The 21872-nt window shown below is 61.9% G+C and carries 19 protein-coding genes; 16 read left to right on the top strand and 3 right to left on the bottom strand.

Features of this window, described 5'->3' with window-relative positions; genetic code table 11:
* The first annotated feature begins 16 nt into the window (after positions 1-16).
* The 5 genes from map (at position 17) to AC07OF_RS04540 (ending at position 6472) form a co-directional block, all read left to right on the top strand.
* On the top strand, positions 17-799 hold the full coding sequence (gene map, locus AC07OF_RS04560; protein WP_038614013.1) for a type I methionyl aminopeptidase: 783 nt from the start codon (positions 17-19) through the stop codon (positions 797-799).
* A 21-nt stretch (positions 800-820) separates the two neighbouring features.
* Entirely contained in the window at positions 821-3520 is a 2700-nt protein-coding gene (locus AC07OF_RS04555; protein ID WP_157193731.1) for a [protein-PII] uridylyltransferase, read from the top strand.
* 22 nt (positions 3521-3542) lie between these two features.
* Positions 3543-4736, top strand: a complete 1194-nt coding sequence (gene dapC / locus AC07OF_RS04550) for a succinyldiaminopimelate transaminase (RefSeq protein WP_157193732.1) — start codon at positions 3543-3545, stop codon at positions 4734-4736.
* A gap of 108 nt (positions 4737-4844) precedes the next feature.
* On the top strand, positions 4845-5579 hold the full coding sequence (locus tag AC07OF_RS04545) for a M12 family metallopeptidase (protein ID WP_157193733.1): 735 nt from the start codon (positions 4845-4847) through the stop codon (positions 5577-5579).
* A gap of 161 nt (positions 5580-5740) precedes the next feature.
* Positions 5741-6472 (top strand): M12 family metallopeptidase, encoded by a 732-nt coding sequence (locus tag AC07OF_RS04540; protein WP_157193735.1) that lies wholly within the window; start codon positions 5741-5743, stop codon positions 6470-6472.
* A 5-nt stretch (positions 6473-6477) separates the two neighbouring features.
* Here the strand turns inward: AC07OF_RS04540 and AC07OF_RS04535 are convergent, their stop codons facing one another.
* Positions 6478-8124: a Na+/H+ antiporter gene (locus tag AC07OF_RS04535; protein ID WP_476445913.1), complete on the bottom strand. Its 1647-nt coding sequence runs from the start codon at positions 8122-8124 to the stop codon at positions 6478-6480.
* Between the two features lie 230 nt (positions 8125-8354).
* On the opposite strand from AC07OF_RS04535, the gene AC07OF_RS04530 reads away from it, so the two are divergent.
* From AC07OF_RS04530 to AC07OF_RS04515, 4 genes are read left to right on the top strand one after another with little or no spacing between them, the layout of a single operon-like run.
* The gene (locus AC07OF_RS04530; protein ID WP_038614024.1) at positions 8355-8717 is read left to right on the top strand and encodes an ArsC family reductase; all 363 of its coding nucleotides are present in this window, start codon (positions 8355-8357) and stop codon (positions 8715-8717) included.
* A 42-nt stretch (positions 8718-8759) separates the two neighbouring features.
* Complete coding sequence (gene dapD / locus AC07OF_RS04525) at positions 8760-9794, top strand: 2,3,4,5-tetrahydropyridine-2,6-dicarboxylate N-succinyltransferase (RefSeq protein ID WP_476445914.1); 1035 nt, start codon at positions 8760-8762, stop codon at positions 9792-9794.
* 54 nt (positions 9795-9848) lie between these two features.
* Positions 9849-11054, top strand: coding sequence for an aminotransferase class V-fold PLP-dependent enzyme (locus AC07OF_RS04520; protein WP_157193741.1), 1206 nt, complete (start codon positions 9849-9851; stop codon positions 11052-11054).
* Positions 11051-11461 carry a SufE family protein gene (locus AC07OF_RS04515; protein WP_157193743.1) on the top strand — a complete coding sequence of 137 codons (411 nt, stop codon included), beginning with the start codon at positions 11051-11053 and terminating at the stop codon, positions 11459-11461. Before AC07OF_RS04520 ends, AC07OF_RS04515 begins: the two co-directional genes overlap by 4 nt.
* Here the strand turns inward: AC07OF_RS04515 and tcdA are convergent.
* Positions 11440-12261, bottom strand: coding sequence for a tRNA cyclic N6-threonylcarbamoyladenosine(37) synthase TcdA (gene tcdA / locus AC07OF_RS04510; protein ID WP_096335716.1), 822 nt, complete (start codon positions 12259-12261; stop codon positions 11440-11442). The genes AC07OF_RS04515 and tcdA overlap by 22 nt on opposite strands.
* A gap of 289 nt (positions 12262-12550) precedes the next feature.
* Here tcdA and AC07OF_RS04505 point away from each other — a divergent pair, with 289 nt between their 5' ends.
* The 4 genes from AC07OF_RS04505 to AC07OF_RS04490 all read left to right on the top strand — a co-directional run bounded on the left by AC07OF_RS04505 (position 12551) and on the right by AC07OF_RS04490 (position 17725).
* The gene (locus AC07OF_RS04505; protein WP_476445915.1) at positions 12551-15142 is read left to right on the top strand and encodes a glycosyltransferase; all 2592 of its coding nucleotides are present in this window, start codon (positions 12551-12553) and stop codon (positions 15140-15142) included.
* Between the two features lie 222 nt (positions 15143-15364).
* A complete protein-coding gene (gene dapE, locus AC07OF_RS04500) occupies positions 15365-16516 on the top strand; it encodes a succinyl-diaminopimelate desuccinylase (RefSeq protein WP_038614037.1) in 1152 nt (383 codons plus the stop codon).
* Entirely contained in the window at positions 16516-17328 is an 813-nt protein-coding gene (locus AC07OF_RS04495; protein WP_495072603.1) for a putative RNA methyltransferase, read from the top strand. Before dapE ends, AC07OF_RS04495 begins: the two co-directional genes overlap by 1 nt.
* Positions 17329-17347: 19 nt before the next feature.
* Positions 17348-17725: a hypothetical protein gene (locus AC07OF_RS04490; RefSeq protein ID WP_157193749.1), complete on the top strand. Its 378-nt coding sequence runs from the start codon at positions 17348-17350 to the stop codon at positions 17723-17725.
* Between the two features lie 88 nt (positions 17726-17813).
* On the opposite strand, the gene AC07OF_RS04485 is transcribed toward AC07OF_RS04490, so the two are convergent.
* Positions 17814-18023, bottom strand: a complete 210-nt coding sequence (locus tag AC07OF_RS04485) for a cold-shock protein (RefSeq protein WP_028942973.1) — start codon at positions 18021-18023, stop codon at positions 17814-17816.
* Between the two features lie 221 nt (positions 18024-18244).
* Between AC07OF_RS04485 and plsB the strand changes: the two genes are divergently transcribed.
* Genes plsB through AC07OF_RS04470 form a run of 3 tightly spaced genes read left to right on the top strand, consistent with a single transcriptional unit; the run spans position 18245 to position 21864 of the window.
* Positions 18245-20731, top strand: coding sequence for a glycerol-3-phosphate 1-O-acyltransferase PlsB (gene plsB / locus AC07OF_RS04480; protein WP_157193751.1), 2487 nt, complete (start codon positions 18245-18247; stop codon positions 20729-20731).
* Positions 20732-20742: 11 nt separating this feature from the next.
* Positions 20743-21141 carry a YbaY family lipoprotein gene (locus tag AC07OF_RS04475; protein WP_157193753.1) on the top strand — a complete coding sequence of 133 codons (399 nt, stop codon included), beginning with the start codon at positions 20743-20745 and terminating at the stop codon, positions 21139-21141.
* A 33-nt stretch (positions 21142-21174) separates the two neighbouring features.
* Complete coding sequence (locus AC07OF_RS04470) at positions 21175-21864, top strand: DUF4197 domain-containing protein (protein ID WP_157193755.1); 690 nt, start codon at positions 21175-21177, stop codon at positions 21862-21864.
* Positions 21865-21872: the final 8 nt, after the last annotated feature.

Below are 21872 nucleotides of genomic sequence, written 5' to 3'. Positions count from 1 at the left end.
CCGTAGAGAGCCTGCAATGACCGTCACCATCAAAACCGCCGAAGACATCGAAAAGATGCGCATCGCCGGCCGCCTGGCCGCCGAAGTCCTGGAGATGATCGAAGAGCACGTCAAGCCCGGCGTCACCACCGAAGAGCTCGACCGCCTGTGCCACGACTATATCGTCAACGTCCAGAAGGCGATCCCGGCACCGCTCAACTACAAGGGTTTTCCCAAGTCGATCTGTACCTCGGTCAACCACGTGGTTTGCCACGGCATCCCGGGCGACAAGCCGCTCAAGGATGGCGACACCCTGAACATCGACGTAACCGTCATCAAGGACGGCTACCACGGCGACACCAGCCGCATGTTCCACGTCGGCAATGTACCGGTGTGGGCCGAGCGCCTGTCCCAGGTCACCCAGGAATGCATGTACAAGGCCATCGAGCTGGTCAAGCCGGGCTGCCGCCTGGGCGACATCGGTGAAGTGATCCAGAAACACGCAGAAAAAAATGGTTTCTCGGTGGTCCGTGAGTTCTGCGGCCATGGCATCGGCAAAGTGTTCCACGAAGAGCCGCAGATCCTGCACTACGGCCGTGCTGGCACCGGCATGGAGCTCAAGGAAGGCATGACCTTCACCATCGAGCCGATGATCAACCAGGGCCGCGCCGACACCAAAGTGCTGGGCGACGGCTGGACCGCCATCACCAAGGACCGCAAGCTCTCGGCGCAGTGGGAACACACCCTGGTGGTGACCGCGACCGGCTACGAGATCTTCACATTGCGTAAAGACGACACCATTCCCCGTATGTCAGCCTGATTCACACAGGAAAGTGACTCGATGCCCCAGGTGGATCCCGAGCTGTTCGATCGCGGCCAGTTCCAGGCCGAACGGGCCCTCAAGGCCAGCCCTATCGCGGCCTTCAAGAAGGCCATTCGCCAGGCTGGCGAAGTGCTCGACAAGCGTTTTCGCGACGGCCGCGAGATCCGCCGGCTGATCGAGGACCGCGCCTGGTTCGTCGACAACATCCTGCAACAGGCCTGGAACCAGTTCGACTGGAGCGATGAAGCCGATATCGCGCTGGTAGCGACCGGCGGCTATGGCCGGGGCGAGCTGCACCCCTACTCCGACATCGACCTGCTGATCCTGCTCGACAGTGCCGACCACGAAGTGTTTCGCGACTCCATCGAACGCTTCCTGACCCTGCTCTGGGACATTGGCCTGGAAGTGGGCCAGAGCGTGCGCTCGATCGATGAGTGCGCCGAACAGGCGCGTGCCGACCTGACGGTAGTCACCAACCTGATGGAAAGCCGCACCATTGCCGGCCCCGAGCGCCTGCGCCAGCGCATGCTGGAGGTCACCAGCACCGATCACATGTGGCCGAGCAAGGAATTCTTCCTGGCCAAACGCGCCGAGCAAAAGGCCCGGCACCACAAGTACAACGACACCGAATACAACCTCGAGCCCAACGTCAAAGGCTCACCCGGCGGCCTGCGCGACATCCAGACGGTACTGTGGATCGCCCGTCGCCAGTACGGCACCCTGAACCTGCATGCCCTGGCGGGCGAAGGCTTCCTGCTGGAGAGCGAAAACGCCCTGCTGGCCTCCTCCCAGGAATTCCTGTGGAAGGTCCGCTATGCCCTGCACATGCTCGCCGGCCGCGCCGAAGACCGCCTGCTGTTCGATCATCAGCGCAGTATTGCCGCCCTGCTCGGCTTCAGCGATGACAACCCCAAGCGGGCCATCGAACAGTTCATGCAGCAGTACTATCGGGTTGTGATGAGCATCGCCGAGCTCAGCGACCTGATCATCCAGCACTTCGAAGAAATCATTCTCGACGACGACAGCGGCAGCACCCAGCCACTCAATGCACGCTTCCAGCTGCATGACGGCTACATCGAAGCGGTACGCACGAACGTCTTCAAACGCACCCCGTTCGCCATGCTGGAAATCTTCGTATTGATGGCCCAGCACCCGGAAGTCAAAGGTGTGCGCGCCGACACCATTCGCCTGCTGCGTGAACACCGGCACCTGATCGACGACGATTTTCGCAACGATATCCGCAACACCAGCCTGTTTATCGAGCTGTTCAAGTGTGAAATCGGTATCCATCGCAACCTGCGGCGCATGAACCGCTACGGCATCCTGGGGCGCTACCTGCCGGAATTCGGCCTGATCGTCGGGCAAATGCAGCACGACCTGTTCCATATCTACACCGTCGATGCCCACACCCTGAACCTGATCAAGCACTTGCGCAAACTGCAGTACACGCCAGTTTCAGAGAAATTCCCGCTGGCCAGCAAGCTCATGGGCCGCCTGCCCAAACCCGAGCTGATCTACCTGGCCGGCCTTTACCACGACATCGGCAAAGGCCGTCAGGGCGACCACTCGGAGCTCGGCGCCGTGGATGCCCAGGCCTTTTGCCTGCGTCACCAGTTGCCAACCTGGGACAGCCGCCTGGTTGTCTGGCTGGTACAGAATCATCTGGTGATGTCGACCACTGCCCAGCGCAAGGATCTTTCCGACCCGCAGGTGATCCACGACTTCGCCCAGCAGATGGGCGACGAAACCCGTCTGGATTACCTCTACGTACTGACCGTAGCCGACATCAACGCCACCAACCCGAGCCTGTGGAACTCCTGGCGCGCCAGCCTGTTACGCCAGCTCTACACCGAAACCAAGCGCGCCCTGCGCCGTGGCCTGGAAAACCCGCTGGACCGCGAAGAGCAGATCCGCCAGACCCAGGGCGCGGCACTGGACATCCTGATCCGCGAAGGCACCGACCCGGACGACGTCGAGCAACTCTGGGCGCAACTGGGTGACGACTACTTCCTGCGCCATACCGCCGCCGACGTGGCCTGGCACAGCGACGCGATCCTCCAGCAGCCGGCCGATGGCGGCCCGCTGGTGCTGATCAAGGAAACCACCCAGCGCGAATTCGAAGGCGGCACGCAGATCTTCATCTATGCGCCTGACCAGCATGACTTCTTCGCGGTGACCGTGGCAGCCATGGACCAGCTCAACCTGAACATCCATGACGCCCGGATCATCACCTCCAGCAGCCAGTTCACCCTCGACACCTACATCGTGCTCGATAACGACGGCGGCTCGATCGGTGACAACCCGCAGCGGGTCAAAGAGATCCGCGACGGTCTGACTGACGCCCTGCGCAACCCGGACGATTACCCGACCATCATCAAACGCCGGGTGCCGCGCCAGCTCAAGCACTTCACCTTTGCCCCGCAGGTGACCATCCACAACGACGCCCAGCGACCGGTAACCATCCTCGAACTCAGCGCTCCCGACCGCCCGGGCCTGCTGGCGCGGATCGGCAAGATCTTCCTGGAGTTCGACCTGTCGCTGCAGAATGCCAAGATTGCCACCCTCGGCGAGCGAGTCGAAGACGTGTTCTTCATCACCGATGCCGACAACCAACCGCTGTCCGACCCACAGCTGTGCAGCCGCCTGCAGGATGCCATCGTCGAGCAATTGCGCGTCGACCAGGCCGCTGCGACAACCGTTTCCCGCCTGACCATTTAACGTTTGACGAGACCCAGCGCCGATGAACACCGATTTGCTTCAGCTTCAGCCCTACCCGTTCGAGAAACTTCGCGCCTTGCTCGGCAGCGTCCAGCCTGCCGCCGATAAACGCGCCATTGCCCTGTCGATCGGTGAGCCCAAGCATGAATCGCCGGCGTTCGTCGCCAAGGCCCTGGCCGACAACCTCCAGCAGATGGCCGTGTATCCGACCACCGTTGGCCTGCCAACCCTGCGTCAGGCCATCACCCGCTGGTGCGAGCGTCGTTTTGGCGTGCCAGGTGGCTGGCTGGATGCCGACAAACACGTACTGCCGGTCAATGGCACCCGTGAAGCACTGTTCGCCTTCACCCAGGCCGTGGTCAACCGTAGCGCCGATGGTCTGGTCATCAGCCCCAACCCGTTCTACCAGATCTATGAAGGCGCAGCCCTGCTGGCCGGTGCCACCCCGCACTACCTGCCGTGCCTGGACAGCAACGGCTTCAACCCGGACTTCGACGCCGTCTCGGCCGAGACCTGGCAGCGTTGCCAGATCCTGTTCATCTGCTCCCCGGGCAATCCCACCGGCGCGCTGGTGCCGATGGAAACCTTGAAAAAGCTCATCGCCCTGGCTGACCAATACGATTTCGTGATTGCCGCCGACGAGTGCTACAGCGAGCTGTATTTCGACGAACAAAGCCCGCCACCGGGCCTGCTCAGCGCCTGCGTAGAACTGGGCCGCAGCGACTTCAAGCGTTGTGTGGTGTTCCATAGCCTGTCCAAGCGCTCCAACCTGCCGGGCCTGCGTTCGGGCTTCGTCGCTGGTGATGCTGAAATCATCAAGCCGTTCCTGCTCTATCGCACCTACCACGGCTGCGCCATGCCGGTGCAGACCCAACTGGCGAGCATTGCCGCCTGGAACGACGAAGAACACGTGCTGGCCAACCGTGACCTGTACCGTGAGAAATTCGATGCCGTGCTGGAGATTCTGGCGCCAGTGCTTGATGTACAGCGTCCGGACGGTGGTTTCTACCTCTGGGCCAAGGTCCCCGGCGATGACGCCGAGTTCTGCCGCGGCCTGTTCGAAAAACAGCATGTAACCGTCGTGCCGGGCTCTTACCTGTCCCGTGAAGTGGATGGCGTCAACCCCGGCGCCGGGCGGGTGCGCATGGCACTGGTGGCTCCGTTGGCCGAGTGCGTCGAGGCGGCTCAGCGGATTCGAGTGTTTCTTGAGCGATAAGCGAACGGCGACACCGATCCTACGGTGTCGCCTCGCATAGATTTAAGTACCACAAGACAATCCTAGCCAAATGGGAGACTCCGAACTCCATCACTAAAGGAGTTTCCCATGATCAGCCCAATGATCCCCCGCTGCCGTTACCGCGTCGACCCGCTGCGCTCCTATGAATTGGCGGTCGCCGAGAATCCGCTCAATGCCCCAGGCGGCTCAGGCAATCGACGCAAACGTTCGCTAGGTGTCGCCAGCAAATTCTGGAAGCCAGGACGAACCCTGTGGGTTTCGTTTCTCGGAGCCCCCGACAGACGATTGAAGATGAGCATCTTCGAATTAGCCTCTCAATGGCTCGATCTTTCCGGTGCGAATCTGGAAATAGACCTCGCTGAAGACGATGACAAGAAAGCCACAATCAGAATCCTTACCGGGCCGCATCTGCCGCACAGCTTGTCAGACATCGGGACCGATGCCTTGGCATATGGCGAGGACACAATGTGTATCAACGTTCCGCTAGGCCATGATTTTTTCGAAAACACCGTACTGCATGAGTTCGGTCATGCCCTCGGCGCCGAACATGAACATCGACACCCTGATGCAGACATCCCCTGGAACGAGCAGGTGGTTTTGCAGAGCCACATGGCAGCCGGCTGGACCGAGGCTGACGTCAGGCAACAAATCCTGAGCAAAATTGACGATGTCGGACTCAGAAAAACAGCTTACGATCGCACTTCAATCATGCATTACGCCGTTCCCCAGGCATTTACCCATGGTGACTGGGAAGTTGCCCTGCCCCAGCAGCTCAGTGAAAAAGACTTGGAATTCATGCGCCTGGCCTATCCGCATGACTAATCGGTTTACTTGATCTGGTCATGACCATATTACCGGCGACACCACATCATCAAGGTGTCGCCCGCTGGTTCAAACGGTACAGCACACTACATAATATCTAGTGCCCGGCAGACCCTCCCGATGCGAATACTCCGGTTTCCATCCTTCAAGAGCGTTTGCCCATGACCGAGCTCATGATCTGCCATTGCCGACACCATCCCGATTCTCACCTGTCCCACGCAGCGGCTGTGCGTGAAAACCCCGCTAATGCTGCAAGCAAGGGGCAGGGCAATCGCCGTAAACGCTCCATCGGCTACTTCGACAAGTTCTGGTCGCCGGGCCGCACCTTGCGCATTACCTTCGTCAACGATGCCGAAGAGTCCCTCAAGCAGGCCATCTTTGCTGCGGCATGCAAGTGGCTGCCCTACGTCAACCTGAGCTTCGAGCTGGTCGCAGACGACGATGACGACAGCGAGATCAAGATCTACACCGGAGGCACGCCTGAGCTGAATTATTCAGTGTACGGAACCGACGCCCTTACCAGTGCCGGAGCCTCCATGGTGCTGGGCGTAACGCCTGATATGGAGAGTTTTGAACGCACGGTCATCCACGAATTTGGCCATGCTTTGGGTGCAGAACACGAACATCAGCACCCTGATGCCAATATTCCCTGGGATATCCCCAAGGTCTACGAACATTACGCCAGCAAGGGTATCGACAAGGCCACAGTCGACGAGAATGTGTTGGCCAGGATCGAAAACAGCAGCCTGCGCAAAGTACCTTATGACAGGCACTCGATCATGCACTACCCCGTACTCCAGGCGCTGACACAGGGCGACTGGGAAGTGGGTATCAACAGCCAGATCAGCGAGAAGGACAAGGCGTTCATGCGCCTGGCCTACCCGCATGACTGAATGTTCTACCTGACCTGCCCCAGGTTCGCCTCGCTCATGTCCAGCTCACCCAGCACCTGACGCACCACATCATCGCCCACCTGATGGTGACGGTGCAGCTTGTACAGTTCCAGGCGCTGGGCGCGTAATGCACGCAGACGCAAGCGTCGCTCCAGCTGGTCCATCTGCTCGGCCAGGGCCTGGGCTTCTGCGCTGTCGTTGAAACTGTCCAGCTGATGCCGGTACTCGGCCATCAGCCGCGCCTTGAGCTCCGCCGCCAACGCCGCCTGGGCTGCATCCTGGGGCATACCCGGCTCAGCCAGGTCTTCGGCTTCCAAGGCATGAATGGCCGCTTCCGCCGTGCGCCGCCAGGCTTCCTTGGCCTCCTGGCGCAAGGTGTCGTCGGGGCTTTTCGCCACCCCGCGCAACAACAGCGGCAAGGCAATGCAGGCCGATACCAATGACAGCAGGATCACTCCAGCGGCAATGAAAATCAGCAGATCACGCTCCGGGAAGGCCGTACCCGCACTAATCAACAATGGCACCGACATGACACCGGCCAGGGTTACCGCACCACGCACCCCGCCGATGGTCAGCAGCCAGCAGGAACGGGCGTTGGGCACCAGCACCAGGTCTTCCTTGCCGCGCCAGCGACGGATCACCCCGATCAAGCGCCAGATGCTCTGCACCCAGACAAAACGCAACATCACCAGCACCGCAAAAATCGCCACTACGTCCAGGCAACGCCACAGCAGGGTCGGCCACAACGACGCTTCGTGACTGGTGACCGCCTTGATGATGTCGGGCAGTTGCAGGCCCAGCAGCAGGAAGATCAGGCCATTGAAGCTGAACTCGAGCAACGACCAGACACTGCGGTTGAGCAAGCGGGTACTGGTCTGGCGTGGCAGCAGGTCGAGCCAGCTCTGCATCATGCCCGCAGCCACTGCCGAGAGGATCCCTGAGGCCCCCACGCGCTCGGCCACTACATAGGCGGCAAATGGCAGCAGCAACATGAACACCACATGGGTGGCCGGATCGTCCCAGCCGCGGGCGATCATCCACGCCCGCAGGCGCCCCACCAGCCAGCTCAGGGCCACACCGATGGCCAGGCCACCAAGCGCCACCAGAACGAAGGTGACACTCGCTTCAGCCAGCGAGAACGCACCGGTAATGGCTGCGACCAGGGCAAACTTGAAGGTCACCAGACCCGTCGCGTCGTTCATCAACGCTTCCCCCTGAAGCATATGCATCAGAGGCGTTGGCAGACGATCCTGGGTAATCGCCGACACCGCCACAGCGTCAGTTGGCGACAGCACCGCAGCCAGGGCAAACGCCACCGGCAACGGGATGCTCGGCAGGATCCAGTGAATGAAGTAACCAGCGCCGACCACGGTAAACAGCACCAGCCCCACCGCCAGGGTCAGGATCGGACCGCGCAAGCGCCAGAGGTCGCGTTTGGGCATGCGCCAGCCATCGGCAAACAGCAGCGGCGGCAGGAACAGAAACAGAAACAGTTCCGGATCCAGCGCCACATGCAGACCCAGTGTCGGCCAGGCCAGCAAGGCCCCGGCGGCGATCTGCACCAGCGGCAATGGCAACGGGACCACCCGGCCGACAAGTTTGGAGACACTCACCAGCATCAGCAGGATGAGAACGGTGTAGGCTGATTGCATTCGGCGTGTTCCTATCAATTCAAACAGTCAACGGCGCACCTTCTGCCCATGCTGGACATTGCCATTGAAACGACATAGTAGCCGTTCAGGCTGCTCACGCACCGCTGCACAAAAGTCGCAGAGGCTGCCGAAACCTGTAACACAATGCTACAAAGTGCCGTGGCGAGGCCAACCCTAACCGGTTGACCGTGGCATAATCCTTCACCATTTTTTCCCAGGAGGGGCAAGACATGACCAACCGCGACACGCCATTGCACCTTTATGGAATCAAGGCTTGTGACACCATGAAGAAAGCCCGTACCTGGCTGGAAGACAAAGGCCTGGGTTACGACTTTCACGACTACAAGACCCAAGGCATCGACCGTGCGAGCCTGACCCGCTGGTGCAACGAGCACGGCTGGGAAACAGTGCTCAATCGTGCCGGCACCACTTTCCGCAAGCTCGAAGACGCCCAGAAGGCCGATCTCGACCAGGCCAAGGCCATCGAACTGATGCTGGCCCAACCGTCGATGATCAAGCGCCCGGTGCTCGACCTCGGCGAGCGGACCCTGGTCGGCTTCAAGCCGGACCTGTACGCAGCCGCCCTTCAATAACGCGGCGTCACGCTTTCATTCAAATTCGCAAGAGGTAACTGCATGTCCACTACCCTGTTCAGTCTGGCCTTCGGTGTCGGCACCCAGAACCGCCAAGGCGCCTGGCTGGAAGTTTTCTACGCACAACCGCTGATCAACCCGAGCGCCGAACTGGTCGCGGCAATCACCCCGGTACTGGGTTATGAAGGTGGCAACCAGGCCATCGCTTTCAGCAATGCCCAAGCCGCGCAGCTGGCTGACGCCCTCAAGGGGGTCGACGCCGCCCAGGCCGCCCTGCTGACCCGCCTGGCCGAAAGCAACAAGCCACTGGTCGCCACCCTGCTGGCCGAAGACGCCGCCCTGAGCTCCACGCCGGAAGCCTACCTGAAGCTGCACCTGCTCTCGCATCGCCTGGTCAAGCCGCACGGCCTGAGCCTGGCCGGCATCTTCCCGCTGCTGCCAAACGTGGCCTGGACCAGCCAGGGCGCAGTCGACCTGGCCGAACTGGCCGAGCAGCAACTGGAAGCGCGCCTGAAGGGCGAGCTGCTGGAAGTGTTCTCGGTGGACAAGTTCCCGAAAATGACCGACTACGTCGTACCTGCCGGCGTGCGTATCGCCGACAGCGCCCGCGTGCGCCTGGGTGCCTACATCGGCGAAGGCACCACCATCATGCACGAAGGCTTCGTCAACTTTAACGCGGGCACCGAAGGCCCTGGCATGATCGAAGGCCGTGTCTCGGCTGGCGTGTTCGTCGGCAAGGGCTCGGACCTGGGCGGCGGTTGCTCGACCATGGGCACCCTGTCCGGTGGCGGCAACATCGTCATCAAGGTCGGCGAAGGCTGCCTGATCGGCGCCAACGCCGGTATCGGCATTCCGCTGGGCGACCGCAACACCGTCGAAGCCGGCCTGTACATCACCGCTGGCACCAAGGTGAACCTGCTGGACGAGAACAACCAGCTGGTCAAAGTCGTCAAGGCCCGCGACCTGGCCGGTCAGACCGATCTGCTGTTCCGTCGCAACTCGCTGAACGGCGCGGTGGAGTGCAAGACCCACAAGTCGGCGATCGAGCTGAACGAAGCGCTGCACGCCCACAACTAAGTGGTACCATCGGGTCTGGCCTAACGCCAGGCCCGATATTCAGGTCCGATCATCATGTTCCAGCCCTCTCCGTGGCGCGCTGATTTTCCAGCCATCGCCGCTCTGCAACGGCAGCACCAGACCTACCTGGACAACGCTGCTACCACGCAAAAACCGCAACTTCTGCTCGATGCCTTGAGCCATTATTACGGCCACGGCGCCGCCAATGTGCACCGTGCCCAACACCTTCCCGGCGCGCTGGCAACCCAGGCCTTCGAACGCAGCCGGGAAAAAGTCGCCAGTTGGTTGAATGCCACTGACACCCAACAGATCATCTTCACCCATGGCGCAACCTCGGCCTTGAACTTGCTGGCCTATGGCCTTGAAGGCATGTTCGAAGCCGGTGATGAAATCGCCATCAGCGCCCTGGAGCACCATGCCAACCTGCTGCCCTGGCAGCAACTGGCCCAGCGCCGCCAGCTCAAGCTGGTGATCCTGCCCCTGGACAACCGCGGCTTGATCGACCTTGAGATTGCCCTGCAGTTGATCGGCCCGCGCACCCGCTTGCTGGCGGTCAGCCAGTTGTCCAACGTGCTGGGGGCCTGGCAACCGCTGGCGCCGTTGCTGGCCCATGCAAATGCCCAAGGAGCCCTGACCGTGGTCGACGGCGCCCAGGGCGTAGTGCATGGCCGCCAGGACATGCAGCAACTGGGCTGCGACTTCTACGTGTTCTCCAGCCACAAGCTGTACGGTCCGGACGGCGTGGGCGTGCTCTACGGCCGCAGCGAAGCGCTCGCTCGCCTGCGCCACTGGCAATTTGGTGGCGAGATGGTGCAGGTGGCCGACTACCACGACGCCAGCTTCCGCCCGGCACCGTTGGGGTTCGAAGCCGGCACCCCGCCAATCGCCAGCGTCATCGGCCTGGGCGCCAGCCTCAACTACCTTGCAGGGCTCGATCCGACCGCTGTCGCCGAACATGAAGCCAGCCTGCACCGCAGCCTGTTGCGCGGCCTGAATGATCGCGAAGGCATTCGCCTGCTCGGCCAACCGCAACTGGCCCTGGCCAGCTTCGTGGTCGAAGGGGTGCACAATGCCGACCTCGCCCACATGCTGACTGAACAGGGGATCGCCGTTCGTGCCGGGCACCACTGTGCCATGCCGCTGCTGAAAAGCTTCGGGTTGGATGGGGCGATCCGGGTTTCGCTGGCCCTGTACAACGATTCCGACGACCTGCAACGCTTCTTCGAGGCGCTGGATCAAGCCCTGGAGCTGCTGCGATGAACCTGCCGGTTAACGCCCAGGAGGCGCTCAGCAGCTTCGAACAGGCCGCGGGCTGGGAGCAACGGGCACGCCTGTTGATGCAATGGGGGGAGCGCCTGGCGCCCCTGAGCGAGGCAGAAAAATCCGAAGCCAACCGTGTGCATGGCTGTGAAAGCCAGGTCTGGTTGGTGGCAGAACAGCAGGACGGTCAGTGGCGTTTCAAAGGCGCCAGCGATGCGCGGATCATTCGCGGCTTGCTGGCGCTGCTGCTGATTCGGGTCGAGGGCTTGTCCAGCAGCGAGCTCCAGCAGCTTGATCTGCCCGGCTGGTTCAACCAGCTGGGCCTCGGCCGCCAGCTTTCGCCCTCACGCAGCAACGGCTTGAACGCCGTGCTGCAGCGCATGGCTCAGCTGGCCGCTGGCACCTGAGCTTTGCGCTCGGATGGCCGACGGGCGCCAGCCACCAGCTTTTCCACCGCCTTGCTGGCGGCGACCATACCGAAGGTCGCCGTCACCATCATCACCGCGCCAAAGCCACCCGAGCAGTCGAGCTTGACGCCCTCACCGACAAAGCTTTTCTGCAGGCAGACACTGCCGTCGCCTTTGGGATAGCGCAACTGTTCGGTAGAGAACACGCAAGGCACGCTGTAGTTACGGGTGACCGTGCGGGAAAAGCCGTAATCACGGCGCAAGGTCGAACGCACCCGCGAAGCCAGGGGGTCGTTGAAGGTTTTGTTCAGGTCAGCCACACGGATCTGCGTCGGGTCGATCTGTCCGCCGGCTCCCCCGGTGCTGATGATGGTGACCTTGTGCCGCTTGCACCAGCCGATCAGCGCAGCTTTGGCCATGACACTGTCGATACAGTCGATCACACAGTCGATGTGCTCGCCGATGTATTCGGGCAGGGTTTCCTTGGTGACGAAATCCACCACCGCATGCACCTTGCACGCCGGGTTGATCGCCCGCAGACGCTCGGCCATGACCTCAGCCTTGGCACGCCCGATATTCCCTTCCATGGCATGCAACTGGCGGTTGGTGTTGCTGACGCAGACGTCATCGAGGTCGAACAGCGAGATTTCGCCGACACCACTACGCGCCATGGCTTCAGCCGCCCACGTGCCGACACCACCAATGCCGACGATCGCCACATGGGCCTCGCGCAGGCGCTGCAGGCCGCTGTCACCGTATAACCGGGCAACACCGGCAAAGCGTGGATCATCTGTACTCATGGCCATACCCCGAAAAAACCGGCGCGCATTATAGGCCTGTTGAGGCCCGCTGCCATCCTGCTTCGGACCAGTCACCCTGTACGAATTAGTAAAGTCGGTTGTAATCCTGCTTTAATGTGCCAGGCAATACCTAGTCCTGGACGACAACAGCACGGGCCTCAGAACTTCGACACCTGAAGACAATCTAACCCTTGCCGCCAGCCTGTTCCTACACAGCATAGGCGGTCAAAGAGCAGGATCCGCGCCCTGTGGCGCTCGCCCGTTCCACCCTTCGGAACCCGAACTATCTATGTCATCGCGTAAATTTGGTATCAACCTGGTGATAGTCATGGCCATCGCCGCACTATTCACCGGGTTCTGGGCGCTGATCAACCGCCCGGTTTCCGCCCCTGACTGGCCGGAGCAGATTTCCGGCTTCTCCTACTCGCCGTTCCGCCTTGGAGAAAGCCCGCAAAAGGGCCAGTACCCGACTGAGGACGAACTGCGCCAGGACCTCGAACAACTGAGCAAGCTGACCGACAGTATTCGTATCTATACCGTCGAAGGCACCCAGGCGGATATTCCGCGCCTGGCCGAAGAGTTCGGCCTGCGGGTGACCCTCGGGGTGTGGATCAGCCCGGACCTTGAGCGTAACGAGCGGGAAATTCAGAAAGCCATCGAACTGGCCAACAGCTCGCGCAGTGTCGTGCGGGTCATGGTCGGCAACGAAGCGCTGTTCCGTGAAGAAATCACTCCCGAAGCGCTGATCCAGTACCTGGACCGGGTGCGCGCCGCGGTGAAAGTACCGGTAACCACCAGTGAACAGTGGCACATCTGGAAAGAACACCCGGAGCTGGCCAAACACGTTGACCTGGTAGCGGCGCATATCCTGCCGTACTGGGAATTCATCCCGATGAAGGATGCCGGCCAGTTCGTCCTCGACCGTGCCCGCGACCTGAAACAGCTGTTCCCGCGCAAACCGTTGCTGCTCTCCGAAGTCGGCTGGCCAAGCAACGGACGCATGCGTGGCGGTGCCGACGCCACTCCGGCCGACCAGGCCATTTACCTGCGCACCCTGGTCAACAAGCTCAACCGCCAGGGCTACAACTACTTCGTCATCGAAGCCTATGACCAACCGTGGAAGGCCAGCGACGAAGGCTCGGTCGGCGCCTACTGGGGCGTGTTCAACGCCGCCCGCCAGCAAAAGTTCAACTTCGAAGGGCCGGTAGTGGCCATTCCGCAGTGGCGCGTGCTGGCGGTGGGTTCGGTGGTATTGGCGATGCTCTCGCTGACCTTGCTGCTGATCGATGGCTCGGCCCTGCGTCAGCGCGGCCGCACCTTCCTGACCTTTATCGCCTTCCTCTGCGGTTCGGTGCTGGTGTGGATCGGCTACGACTATAGCCAGCAGTACAGCACCTGGTTCAGCCTGACGGTGGGCTTCTTGCTCGCCCTCGGCGCGCTCGGGGTGTTTATCGTGCTGCTGACCGAGGCCCATGAACTGGCCGAGGCGGTGTGGATTCACAAACGCCGCCGCGAGTTCCTGCCGGTGCAGGCCGACAGCGCCTACCGGCCGAAAGTCTCGGTGCATGTGCCGTGCTACAACGAGCCACCGGAGATGGTCAAACAGACCCTCAACGCCCTGGCTGCGCTGGATTATCCGGACTACGAAGTGTTGATCATCGACAACAACACCAAGGATCCGGCGGTCTGGGAGCCGATCAAGGCGCATTGCGAGATGCTCGGCGAGCGCTTCAAGTTCTTCCACGTCTCCCCGCTGGCCGGTTTCAAGGGTGGCGCGCTGAACTACCTGATCCCGCACACCGCCAAAGATGCCGAAGTGATCGCGGTGATCGACTCGGACTACTGCGTGGACCGCAACTGGCTCAAGCACATGGTCCCGCACTTCAGCGACCCGAAAATCGCCGTGGTGCAATCGCCGCAGGACTATCGCGACCAGAACGAAAGCACCTTCAAGAAGCTGTGCTACAGCGAGTACAAGGGCTTTTTCCATATCGGCATGGTCACCCGCAACGACCGTGACGCGATCATCCAGCACGGCACCATGACCATGACCCGGCGTTCGGTGCTCGAAGAGCTGGGTTGGGCTGACTGGTGTATCTGCGAAGACGCCGAACTCGGCCTGCGGGTATTCGAGAGAGGCTACTCGGCGGCGTACTCCCACGAGAGCTACGGTAAGGGTCTGATGCCCGATACCTTCATCGACTTCAAGAAGCAGCGCTTCCGCTGGGCCTATGGCGCCATCCAGATCATCAAGCGCCATGCCGCCAGCCTGTTGCGCGGCAAAGACTCGGAGCTCACCCGCGGCCAGCGTTATCACTTCCTGGCGGGCTGGCTACCGTGGATTGCCGATGGCATGAACATCTTCTTCACCGTTGGCGCCTTGCTCTGGTCGGCGGCGATGATCATCGTGCCGCAACGGGTCGATCCGCCGCTGCTGATCTTCGCCATTCCGCCATTGGCGCTGTTCGTGTTCAAGGTTGGCAAGATTGTCTTCCTCTACCGCCGTGCGGTCGGGGTCAACATGAAGGACGCTTTTGCCGCAGCGCTGGCCGGTCTTGCCCTGTCGCACACCATCGCCAAAGCCGTGCTGTACGGTTTCTTCACCAGCAGCATTCCGTTCTTCCGCACGCCGAAGAACGCCGACAGCCATGGTTTGCTGGTGGCGCTTTCCGAAGCCCGGGAAGAGCTGTTCATCATGTTGCTGCTGTGGGGGGCTGCGGCCGGTATCTACCTGGTTCAGGGGTTGCCAAGCAATGACATGCGCTTCTGGGTGACCATGCTGCTGGTGCAGTCGCTGCCGTACCTGGCGGCGCTGATCATGGCGATGCTGTCGTCGCTGCCCAAGCCTGTGGATGCTGCCCAGCCAGCGCAGGCGTCCTGATCTCGGGGCGGCCTTGCCGCCCTTTCGCCGGCAAGGCCGGCTCCTACAGGAATGTCATACATCCAACCTAATGTAATGACATGTACCCAACCTGTGGGAGCTGGCCTTGCCAGCGATGAGGCCCGGACAGACAGCATCGATCCACGGTCCTCACTCCTGCCGAATTGCTATAAGATAACGCCCCTCGAATTCGTGCCCTGCCTTGCCCCCGGAGTTCCTTCAATGACGGCCCCAGCCGACCTTTCGCCTACCCTAGAACTGGCCTGCGACCTGATCCGTCGCCCCTCGGTGACCCCGGTCGATGCCGACTGCCAGAAACAGATGATGCAACGCCTGGGCGATGCCGGTTTCATGCTGGAGCCGATGCGTATCGAAGATGTCGACAACTTCTGGGCCACCCATGGCACCCAGGACGGCCCGGTGCTGTGCTTTGCCGGTCACACCGACGTAGTGCCCACCGGCCCCGTGCAGGCCTGGCAGAACGATCCGTTCGATGCCCTGATCGATGCCGACGGCATGCTCTGTGGCCGTGGTGCCGCCGACATGAAAGGCAGCCTGGCGGCCATGGTTGTGGCCACCGAGCGCTTCGTCGCCGATTACCCGAACCATCGCGGCAAGGTCGCCTTCCTGATCACCAGTGACGAAGAAGGCCCGGCCCACCACGGCACCAAGGCGGTCATCGAACGCCTGGCCGCGCGCAAAGAGCGCCTGGACTGGTGCATCGTCGGCGAACCGTCGAGCACCAGCCTGGTCGGCGACGTGGTCAAGAACGGCCGTCGCGGCTCGCTCGGCGCCAAGCTGACAGTGCGCGGCGTGCAGGGCCATGTGGCCTACCCGCACCTGGCCAAGAACCCGATCCACCTGGCCGCCCCGGCGCTGGCAGAACTGGCAGCCGAGCACTGGGACGAAGGCAACGCCTTTTTCCCGCCGACCAGCTTCCAGATCTCCAACCTCAACTCCGGCACCGGCGCGACCAACGTGGTGCCGGGCGAACTGACGGCGCTGTTCAACTTCCGTTTCTCCACCGAGTCGACGGTCGAAGGCCTGCAAGCCCGTGTCGCGGCGATCCTCGACAAACACCAACTGGATTGGCACGTCGACTGGGCGCTGTCCGGCCTGCCGTTCCTGACCGAGCCGGGTGACCTGCTCGACGCGGTGTCGGCCAGCATCAAGGCGGTCACCGGTCGCGAAACCAAGGCCTCGACCAGCGGCGGCACCTCCGACGGGCGCTTCATTGCCACCCTCGGCACCCAGGTGGTCGAACTGGGGCCGGTCAACGCCACCATTCACCAGGTCAACGAGCGGATCCTCGCCAGTGACCTCGACGTGCTGACCGAGATCTACTACCAGACCCTGACCCGGTTGCTCGCCTGATGCTCACCTGCCCTATCTGCAGCGCAGCGCTGAGTACCCTCGACAACGGTGTGGCCTGCCCGGCCGGGCACCGTTTCGACCGAGCCCGCCAGGGTTACCTGAACCTGTTGCCGGTGCAGCACAAGAACAGCCGCGACCCGGGCGACAACCAGGCCATGGTCGAAGCCCGCCGCGACTTTCTCAATGCCGGGCACTATGCCCCGGTGGCCCGTCGCCTGGCTGAACTGGCCGCCGAGCGCGCCCCGGTGCGCTGGCTGGATATCGGTTGCGGCGAGGGTTACTACACCGCGCAGATCGCCGAGGCGCTGCCCGAGGCCGACGGTTATGCCCTGGACATCTCCCGTGAAGCGGTCAAGCGCGCCTGCAAACGCAACCCGGCACTGACCTGGCTGGTGGCGAGCATGGCGCGCGTGCCGCTGGCCGATGCCAGCTGTCAGTTCCTGGCCAGCGTGTTCAGCCCCCTCGACTGGCAGGAGGCCCTGCGCCTGCTCGCCCCGGGTGGCGGCCTGATGCGTGTCGGCCCGACCAACGAGCACCTGATCGAGCTGCGTCACAAGCTCTATGATGAAGTGCGCGACTACGCCGACGACAAGCACCTGGCGCTGGTCCCGGCCGGCATGCAGCACGCCCATAGCGAAACCCTGAAATTCCGCCTGAGCCTTGTCGATGGCAAGTCCCGCGCCGACTTGCTGGCCATGACCCCTCATGGCTGGCGCGCCAGCGCGGAAAAACGAGCTGGCGTCATCGAACAAGCCGAACCTTTCGAGGTGACGGTATCGATGCGTTACGACTACTTCGTGCGCCAAGACTGAGCACACCCGGAGCCCCCCCATGCGCCAACCCGATATCGAGATTTACCTCAAAGACGCCGACGTCGACCACAAACAGATCGCTGCCTGGCTCAGCGCGGCACTCGGCCCTTGCAGCGACTGGCAGCAGAAAGGTCAGACCTACAAGTGCAAGGCCGGTAACATTCCGGTTACCTGGTTACCGAAGGCTGTAGGCAAATGGAACAGTCTCTACCTGGAGAGCGACCAGACGCCGTGGGCAGACGACATCGCCTGCGCGCGCGCCGCCTTCGCTGCACTGAACGTCGAAGTACGTTGTGCACCAGGCAGCTGGGTCGAGGAAGAAGGTGAAGAGGATGCCGATCGCTGGATCCGCATCAGCGCCGACGGTGAAGAGGAAATCACCTGGCGTACCAGCTGAAGCCGGCTCTACGAAAAGGCCCGTCCCGGTCGTCCGGCGACGGGCCTTTTCGCTTGTGGACCCAGGCTCAAGGCCCGTGGCCCGGCGCTTACAGGCCGATTACATCTTCTGCCTGGAGGCCTTTCTGGCCTTGCGTCAGACTGTATTCGACCTGCTGCCCCTCGATCAGGGTGCGATGCCCCTCACCGCGAATGGCGCGGTAGTGAACGAACACATCGGCACCACCTTCACGCTGGATGAAGCCATAACCTTTGGCGTCATTGAACCACTTTACACTTCCAGTCTCACGAGACGACATCTGAACTACTCCGGGTTTTTATTTTGGAATCGCCTTGCAAGCGGAGGATCACCTTCCCCCGCCGACGCAGCTTGAGGATTACTCCTGCAAGCTGCGGACCGAGTATATGTCAGGCTTGAAATATTTTTTATGACTGCCCGAGATTTTGCTGAACATGCGCAGATACGTCACACTAACCGGCTGAGCAATTACTCGAAAAACTCACCCAGAGCACACACTGTATGACCCGTTCCCCCCTGCGCCGCCTGATCTTTGGCGCCCTGCGTCGCCTGTTGTACCTGTGGGTTCGCTCCGAGACCATCAACCAGTCGTCCTTTACCCTGAACCTGGATCGCAGCCGACCGGTGTTCTATGCCCTGCAGTCGCCGTCGTTGACCGATCTGGCGGTACTCGACCGCGAATGCAGCAAAGCCGGGCTTCCACGTCCGGTGCTACCCGTGGCGGTGGGCACCCTGCAAGAGCCAGCTGCATTCTTCTACCTGACCCCCGAGCCGGACTGGCTTGGCCGCCAGGACAAGCGCGGTGCCCCGCCGACCCTGTCGCGGCTGGTCAGTGCGATCAGCCAGCATGCCGAGGAAGACGCGCAGATCATTCCGGTCAGCGTGTTCTGGGGCCAGTCGCCGGCCAGTGAGTCCAGCCCGTGGAAACTGCTGTTTGCCGACAGCTGGGCGGTCACCGGGCGTTTACGCCGGCTGCTGACCGTGCTGATCCTGGGACGCAAGACCCGTGTGCAGTTCTCGGCGCCGATTCACCTGCGTGAACTGGTCCAGCACAACAAGGGCCACGAACGTACCGTACGCATGGCCCAGCGCATGCTGCGCGTGCACTTTCGCAACCTCAAGACCGCGGTCATCGGCCCGGACATCTCGCACCGGCGCAACCTGGTCAAGGGCCTGGTCCACGACCCGCTGGTGCGCCAGGCCATTGCCGACGAGGCCGAGCGCGAGAACATCCCCCTGGCCAAAGCTGAAGCCCAGGCCCTGCGCTATGGCAACGAGATTGCCTCGGACTACACCTATACCGCCATCCGCTTTCTCGAAGTGGTGCTCAGCTGGTTCTGGAACAAGATCTACGACGGCATCAAGGTCAACCATATCGAGCAGGTGCAGGGCATCGCCCCCGGTCACGAAGTCATCTACGTGCCCTGCCACCGCAGCCATATCGACTACCTGTTGCTCTCCTACCTGCTGTTTCGCAACGGTCTGACCCCGCCGCACATCGCCGCCGGGATCAACCTCAACATGCCGGTGATCGGCGGCCTGTTGCGCCGCGGCGGGGCATTTTTCATGCGCCGCACCTTCAAGGGCAACCCGCTGTACACCGCGGTGTTCAATGAATACCTGCACACCCTGTTCACCAAGGGCTTCCCGGTCGAGTACTTCGTCGAGGGCGGCCGCTCGCGCACCGGACGCATGCTGCAACCGAAAACCGGGATGCTGGCCATCACCCTGCGCAGCTACTTGCGCTCTTCGCGCACGCCGATCGTCTTCGTACCGGTGTACATCGGCTACGAACGCGTGCTCGAAGGCCGCACCTACCTGGGTGAGCTGCGTGGCGCGAGCAAGAAGAAAGAGTCGATCTTCGACATCTTCAAAGTCATCGGCGCGCTCAAACAGCGCTTCGGCCAAGTGGCGGTGAACTTCGGCGAACCGATCCGTCTCGGCGCCTTCCTCGACCAGCAGCAGCCCGGCTGGCGTGAACAGACCCACGCCCCGCAGTTCCGTCCGGCCTGGCTCAACGAGACCACTTCGCGTCTGGGTGAAAAGGTCGCGCGCCATCTCAATGAAGCGGCAGCGATCAATCCGGTCAATCTGGTAGCCCTGGCCTTGCTCTCGACCAGCCGCCTGGCCCTGGACGAGCGCGCCCTGGCGCGGGTCCTGGACCTGTACCTGGCATTGCTGCGCACGGTGCCCTACTCGCCGCACACCACCTTGCCGGAAGGTGACGGCCTGGCGCTGATCAGCCACGTCAAAGGCATGGGCCTGCTGGCCGAACAAAGTGATGCGCTGGGCCGTATTCTGTACCTGGACGAACAGAATGCGGTGCTGATGACCTACTACCGCAACAACGTCCTGCACATCTTCGCTCTGCCGGCGCTGCTGGCAAGCTTCTTCCAGAGCAGCTCGCGCATGAGCCGCGATTTGATCCTCCAGTACACCCGGGCGCTGTACCCGTACCTGCAGTCGGAGCTGTTCATCCGCTGGGAGCTGGAAGAGTTGGACGCGGTCATCGACCAGTGGCTGGAGGCCTTTGTCGAGCAGGGCCTGCTGCGCTACGAGAATGGCGTGTACCTGCGTCCGGCCCCGAGCTCGCGCCAGTTCGTGCTGCTGACCCTGCTGGCCCGCGCCATCACCCAGACCCTGCAGCGTTTCTACATGGCCACGGCGTTGCTGCTCAACAGCGGCCAGCACACGCTAAGCGCCGAAGAACTGGAAGACCTGTGCGTGATCATGGCCCAGCGCCTGTCGATCCTGCATGGCCTCAACGCCCCGGAGTTCTTCGACAAAACCCTGTTCCGCCACTTTATCCAGACCCAGATCGAGCAAGGCGTACTGCGCCCGGATGCCAATGGCAAGCTCGGTTACCATGAAAAACTCAGCGAACTGGCCGAAGGGGCGGCCAAGCGAGTGCTGTCGGCGGAGGTACGTTTGTCGATCCGCCAGGTGGCCTTGCACCGCAGTGAAGACACCACCGAATCCCCGGTTTAAAGGAGTTACTGATGAAAAAACTGTCCCTGATCCTGCTTGGCAGCCTGCTCGCCGCCTGCAGCAGCAATCCGCCAGCGCCCAAGGCCAGCCTCGATGGCGAAGTCTTCTACCTGCAGCGTATCGCCCTGCCACCTGCCGCTACCCTGAGCGTCAGCCTGCAGGACGTTTCGCTCATGGATGCCCCGGCAGTGACCCTGGCCAGCCAGAACGGTCCGGTCAAGGGCAACGTCCCGCTGCCCTTCCACCTGACCTACGACCCGGCCCAGGTCAAGCCTGGCCACCGTTATGCAATCAGCGCGCGCATCGAGCTGGACGGCAAGCTGCTGTTCATCAATACCGAACACCATGGCGTAACACTTGATGGCAACGACCAGCAGTCGTTGCGCATCAAGGTCGATGCTGTTCGCTGATAGCCCGTTCTGACAACTGATAAGGATGCTGCCATGTTCCGCCCTGCTCTCACCTTCACCGGCCTGTGCGCCGGCCTGCTGCTGTCGGCCAGCGCACTGGCGCTGTCGCTCAGCGACCTGTCGCAGAAAGACGCCACTGGCGGGCTGAAAGATGCCCTGACCCAAGGCGCCCAGGTTGCCGTGAAGCAACTGGGTACCCCCGGCGGCTTCAGCAGTAACCCGGATGTGCGCATCGAACTGCCGGGTAACCTCGGCAAAGTAGCGAAGAAAATGAAGCAGTTCGGCATGGGGGCCCAGGTCGATCAGCTGGAAGCCAGCATGAACCAGGCCGCCGAGGCGGCCGTGCCACAGGCTCAGGCGCTGCTGGTCGATGCCGTGAAGAAAATGACCGTCGACGATGCCAAGGGCATTCTCGCCGGTGGCAACGACTCGGCCACCCAGTACCTGAGCAAGACCAGCCGCGAGCAGATACGCGCCAAGTTCCTGCCGATCGTCAAGAAAGCCACCGACCAGGTCGGGCTGGCCCAGCAGTACAACAGCTTCGCCGGGCAAGCGGCGACCTTGGGCGTGCTGGATGCCAAGAACGCCAATGTCGAAGGCTACGTGACCGAGCAGGCGCTCAACGGTTTGTTCGAAATGATCGCCAAGCAGGAAGAAGGCATTCGCCAGAATCCGGCTGCGGCGGCGACCGGGCTGGCCAAGAAGGTGTTTGGCGCGCTGTAAACCTGAAA

The organism is Pseudomonas sp. GW821-FHT10B02 (genome assembly GCF_059415665.1).
This window is presented reverse-complemented; position numbering and strand designations above follow the sequence as displayed.

Bases quoted from the DNA above. Each gene is read 5' to 3' on its own strand.
- map (WP_038614013.1), top strand. From the start codon at position 17: ATGACCGTCACCATCAAAACCGCCGAAGACATCGAAAAGATGCGCATC.
- AC07OF_RS04555 (WP_157193731.1), top strand. From the start codon at position 821: ATGCCCCAGGTGGATCCCGAGCTGTTCGATCGCGGCCAGTTCCAGGCC.
- dapC (WP_157193732.1), top strand. From the start codon at position 3,543: ATGAACACCGATTTGCTTCAGCTTCAGCCCTACCCGTTCGAGAAACTT.
- AC07OF_RS04545 (WP_157193733.1), top strand. From the start codon at position 4,845: ATGATCAGCCCAATGATCCCCCGCTGCCGTTACCGCGTCGACCCGCTG.
- AC07OF_RS04540 (WP_157193735.1), top strand. From the start codon at position 5,741: ATGACCGAGCTCATGATCTGCCATTGCCGACACCATCCCGATTCTCAC.
- AC07OF_RS04535 (WP_476445913.1), bottom strand. From the start codon at position 8,124: ATGCAATCAGCCTACACCGTTCTCATCCTGCTGATGCTGGTGAGTGTC.
- AC07OF_RS04530 (WP_038614024.1), top strand. From the start codon at position 8,355: ATGACCAACCGCGACACGCCATTGCACCTTTATGGAATCAAGGCTTGT.
- dapD (WP_476445914.1), top strand. From the start codon at position 8,760: ATGTCCACTACCCTGTTCAGTCTGGCCTTCGGTGTCGGCACCCAGAAC.
- AC07OF_RS04520 (WP_157193741.1), top strand. From the start codon at position 9,849: ATGTTCCAGCCCTCTCCGTGGCGCGCTGATTTTCCAGCCATCGCCGCT.
- AC07OF_RS04515 (WP_157193743.1), top strand. From the start codon at position 11,051: ATGAACCTGCCGGTTAACGCCCAGGAGGCGCTCAGCAGCTTCGAACAG.
- tcdA (WP_096335716.1), bottom strand. From the start codon at position 12,261: ATGAGTACAGATGATCCACGCTTTGCCGGTGTTGCCCGGTTATACGGT.
- AC07OF_RS04505 (WP_476445915.1), top strand. From the start codon at position 12,551: ATGTCATCGCGTAAATTTGGTATCAACCTGGTGATAGTCATGGCCATC.
- dapE (WP_038614037.1), top strand. From the start codon at position 15,365: ATGACGGCCCCAGCCGACCTTTCGCCTACCCTAGAACTGGCCTGCGAC.
- AC07OF_RS04495 (WP_495072603.1), top strand. From the start codon at position 16,516: ATGCTCACCTGCCCTATCTGCAGCGCAGCGCTGAGTACCCTCGACAAC.
- AC07OF_RS04490 (WP_157193749.1), top strand. From the start codon at position 17,348: ATGCGCCAACCCGATATCGAGATTTACCTCAAAGACGCCGACGTCGAC.
- AC07OF_RS04485 (WP_028942973.1), bottom strand. From the start codon at position 18,023: ATGTCGTCTCGTGAGACTGGAAGTGTAAAGTGGTTCAATGACGCCAAA.
- plsB (WP_157193751.1), top strand. From the start codon at position 18,245: ATGACCCGTTCCCCCCTGCGCCGCCTGATCTTTGGCGCCCTGCGTCGC.
- AC07OF_RS04475 (WP_157193753.1), top strand. From the start codon at position 20,743: ATGAAAAAACTGTCCCTGATCCTGCTTGGCAGCCTGCTCGCCGCCTGC.
- AC07OF_RS04470 (WP_157193755.1), top strand. From the start codon at position 21,175: ATGTTCCGCCCTGCTCTCACCTTCACCGGCCTGTGCGCCGGCCTGCTG.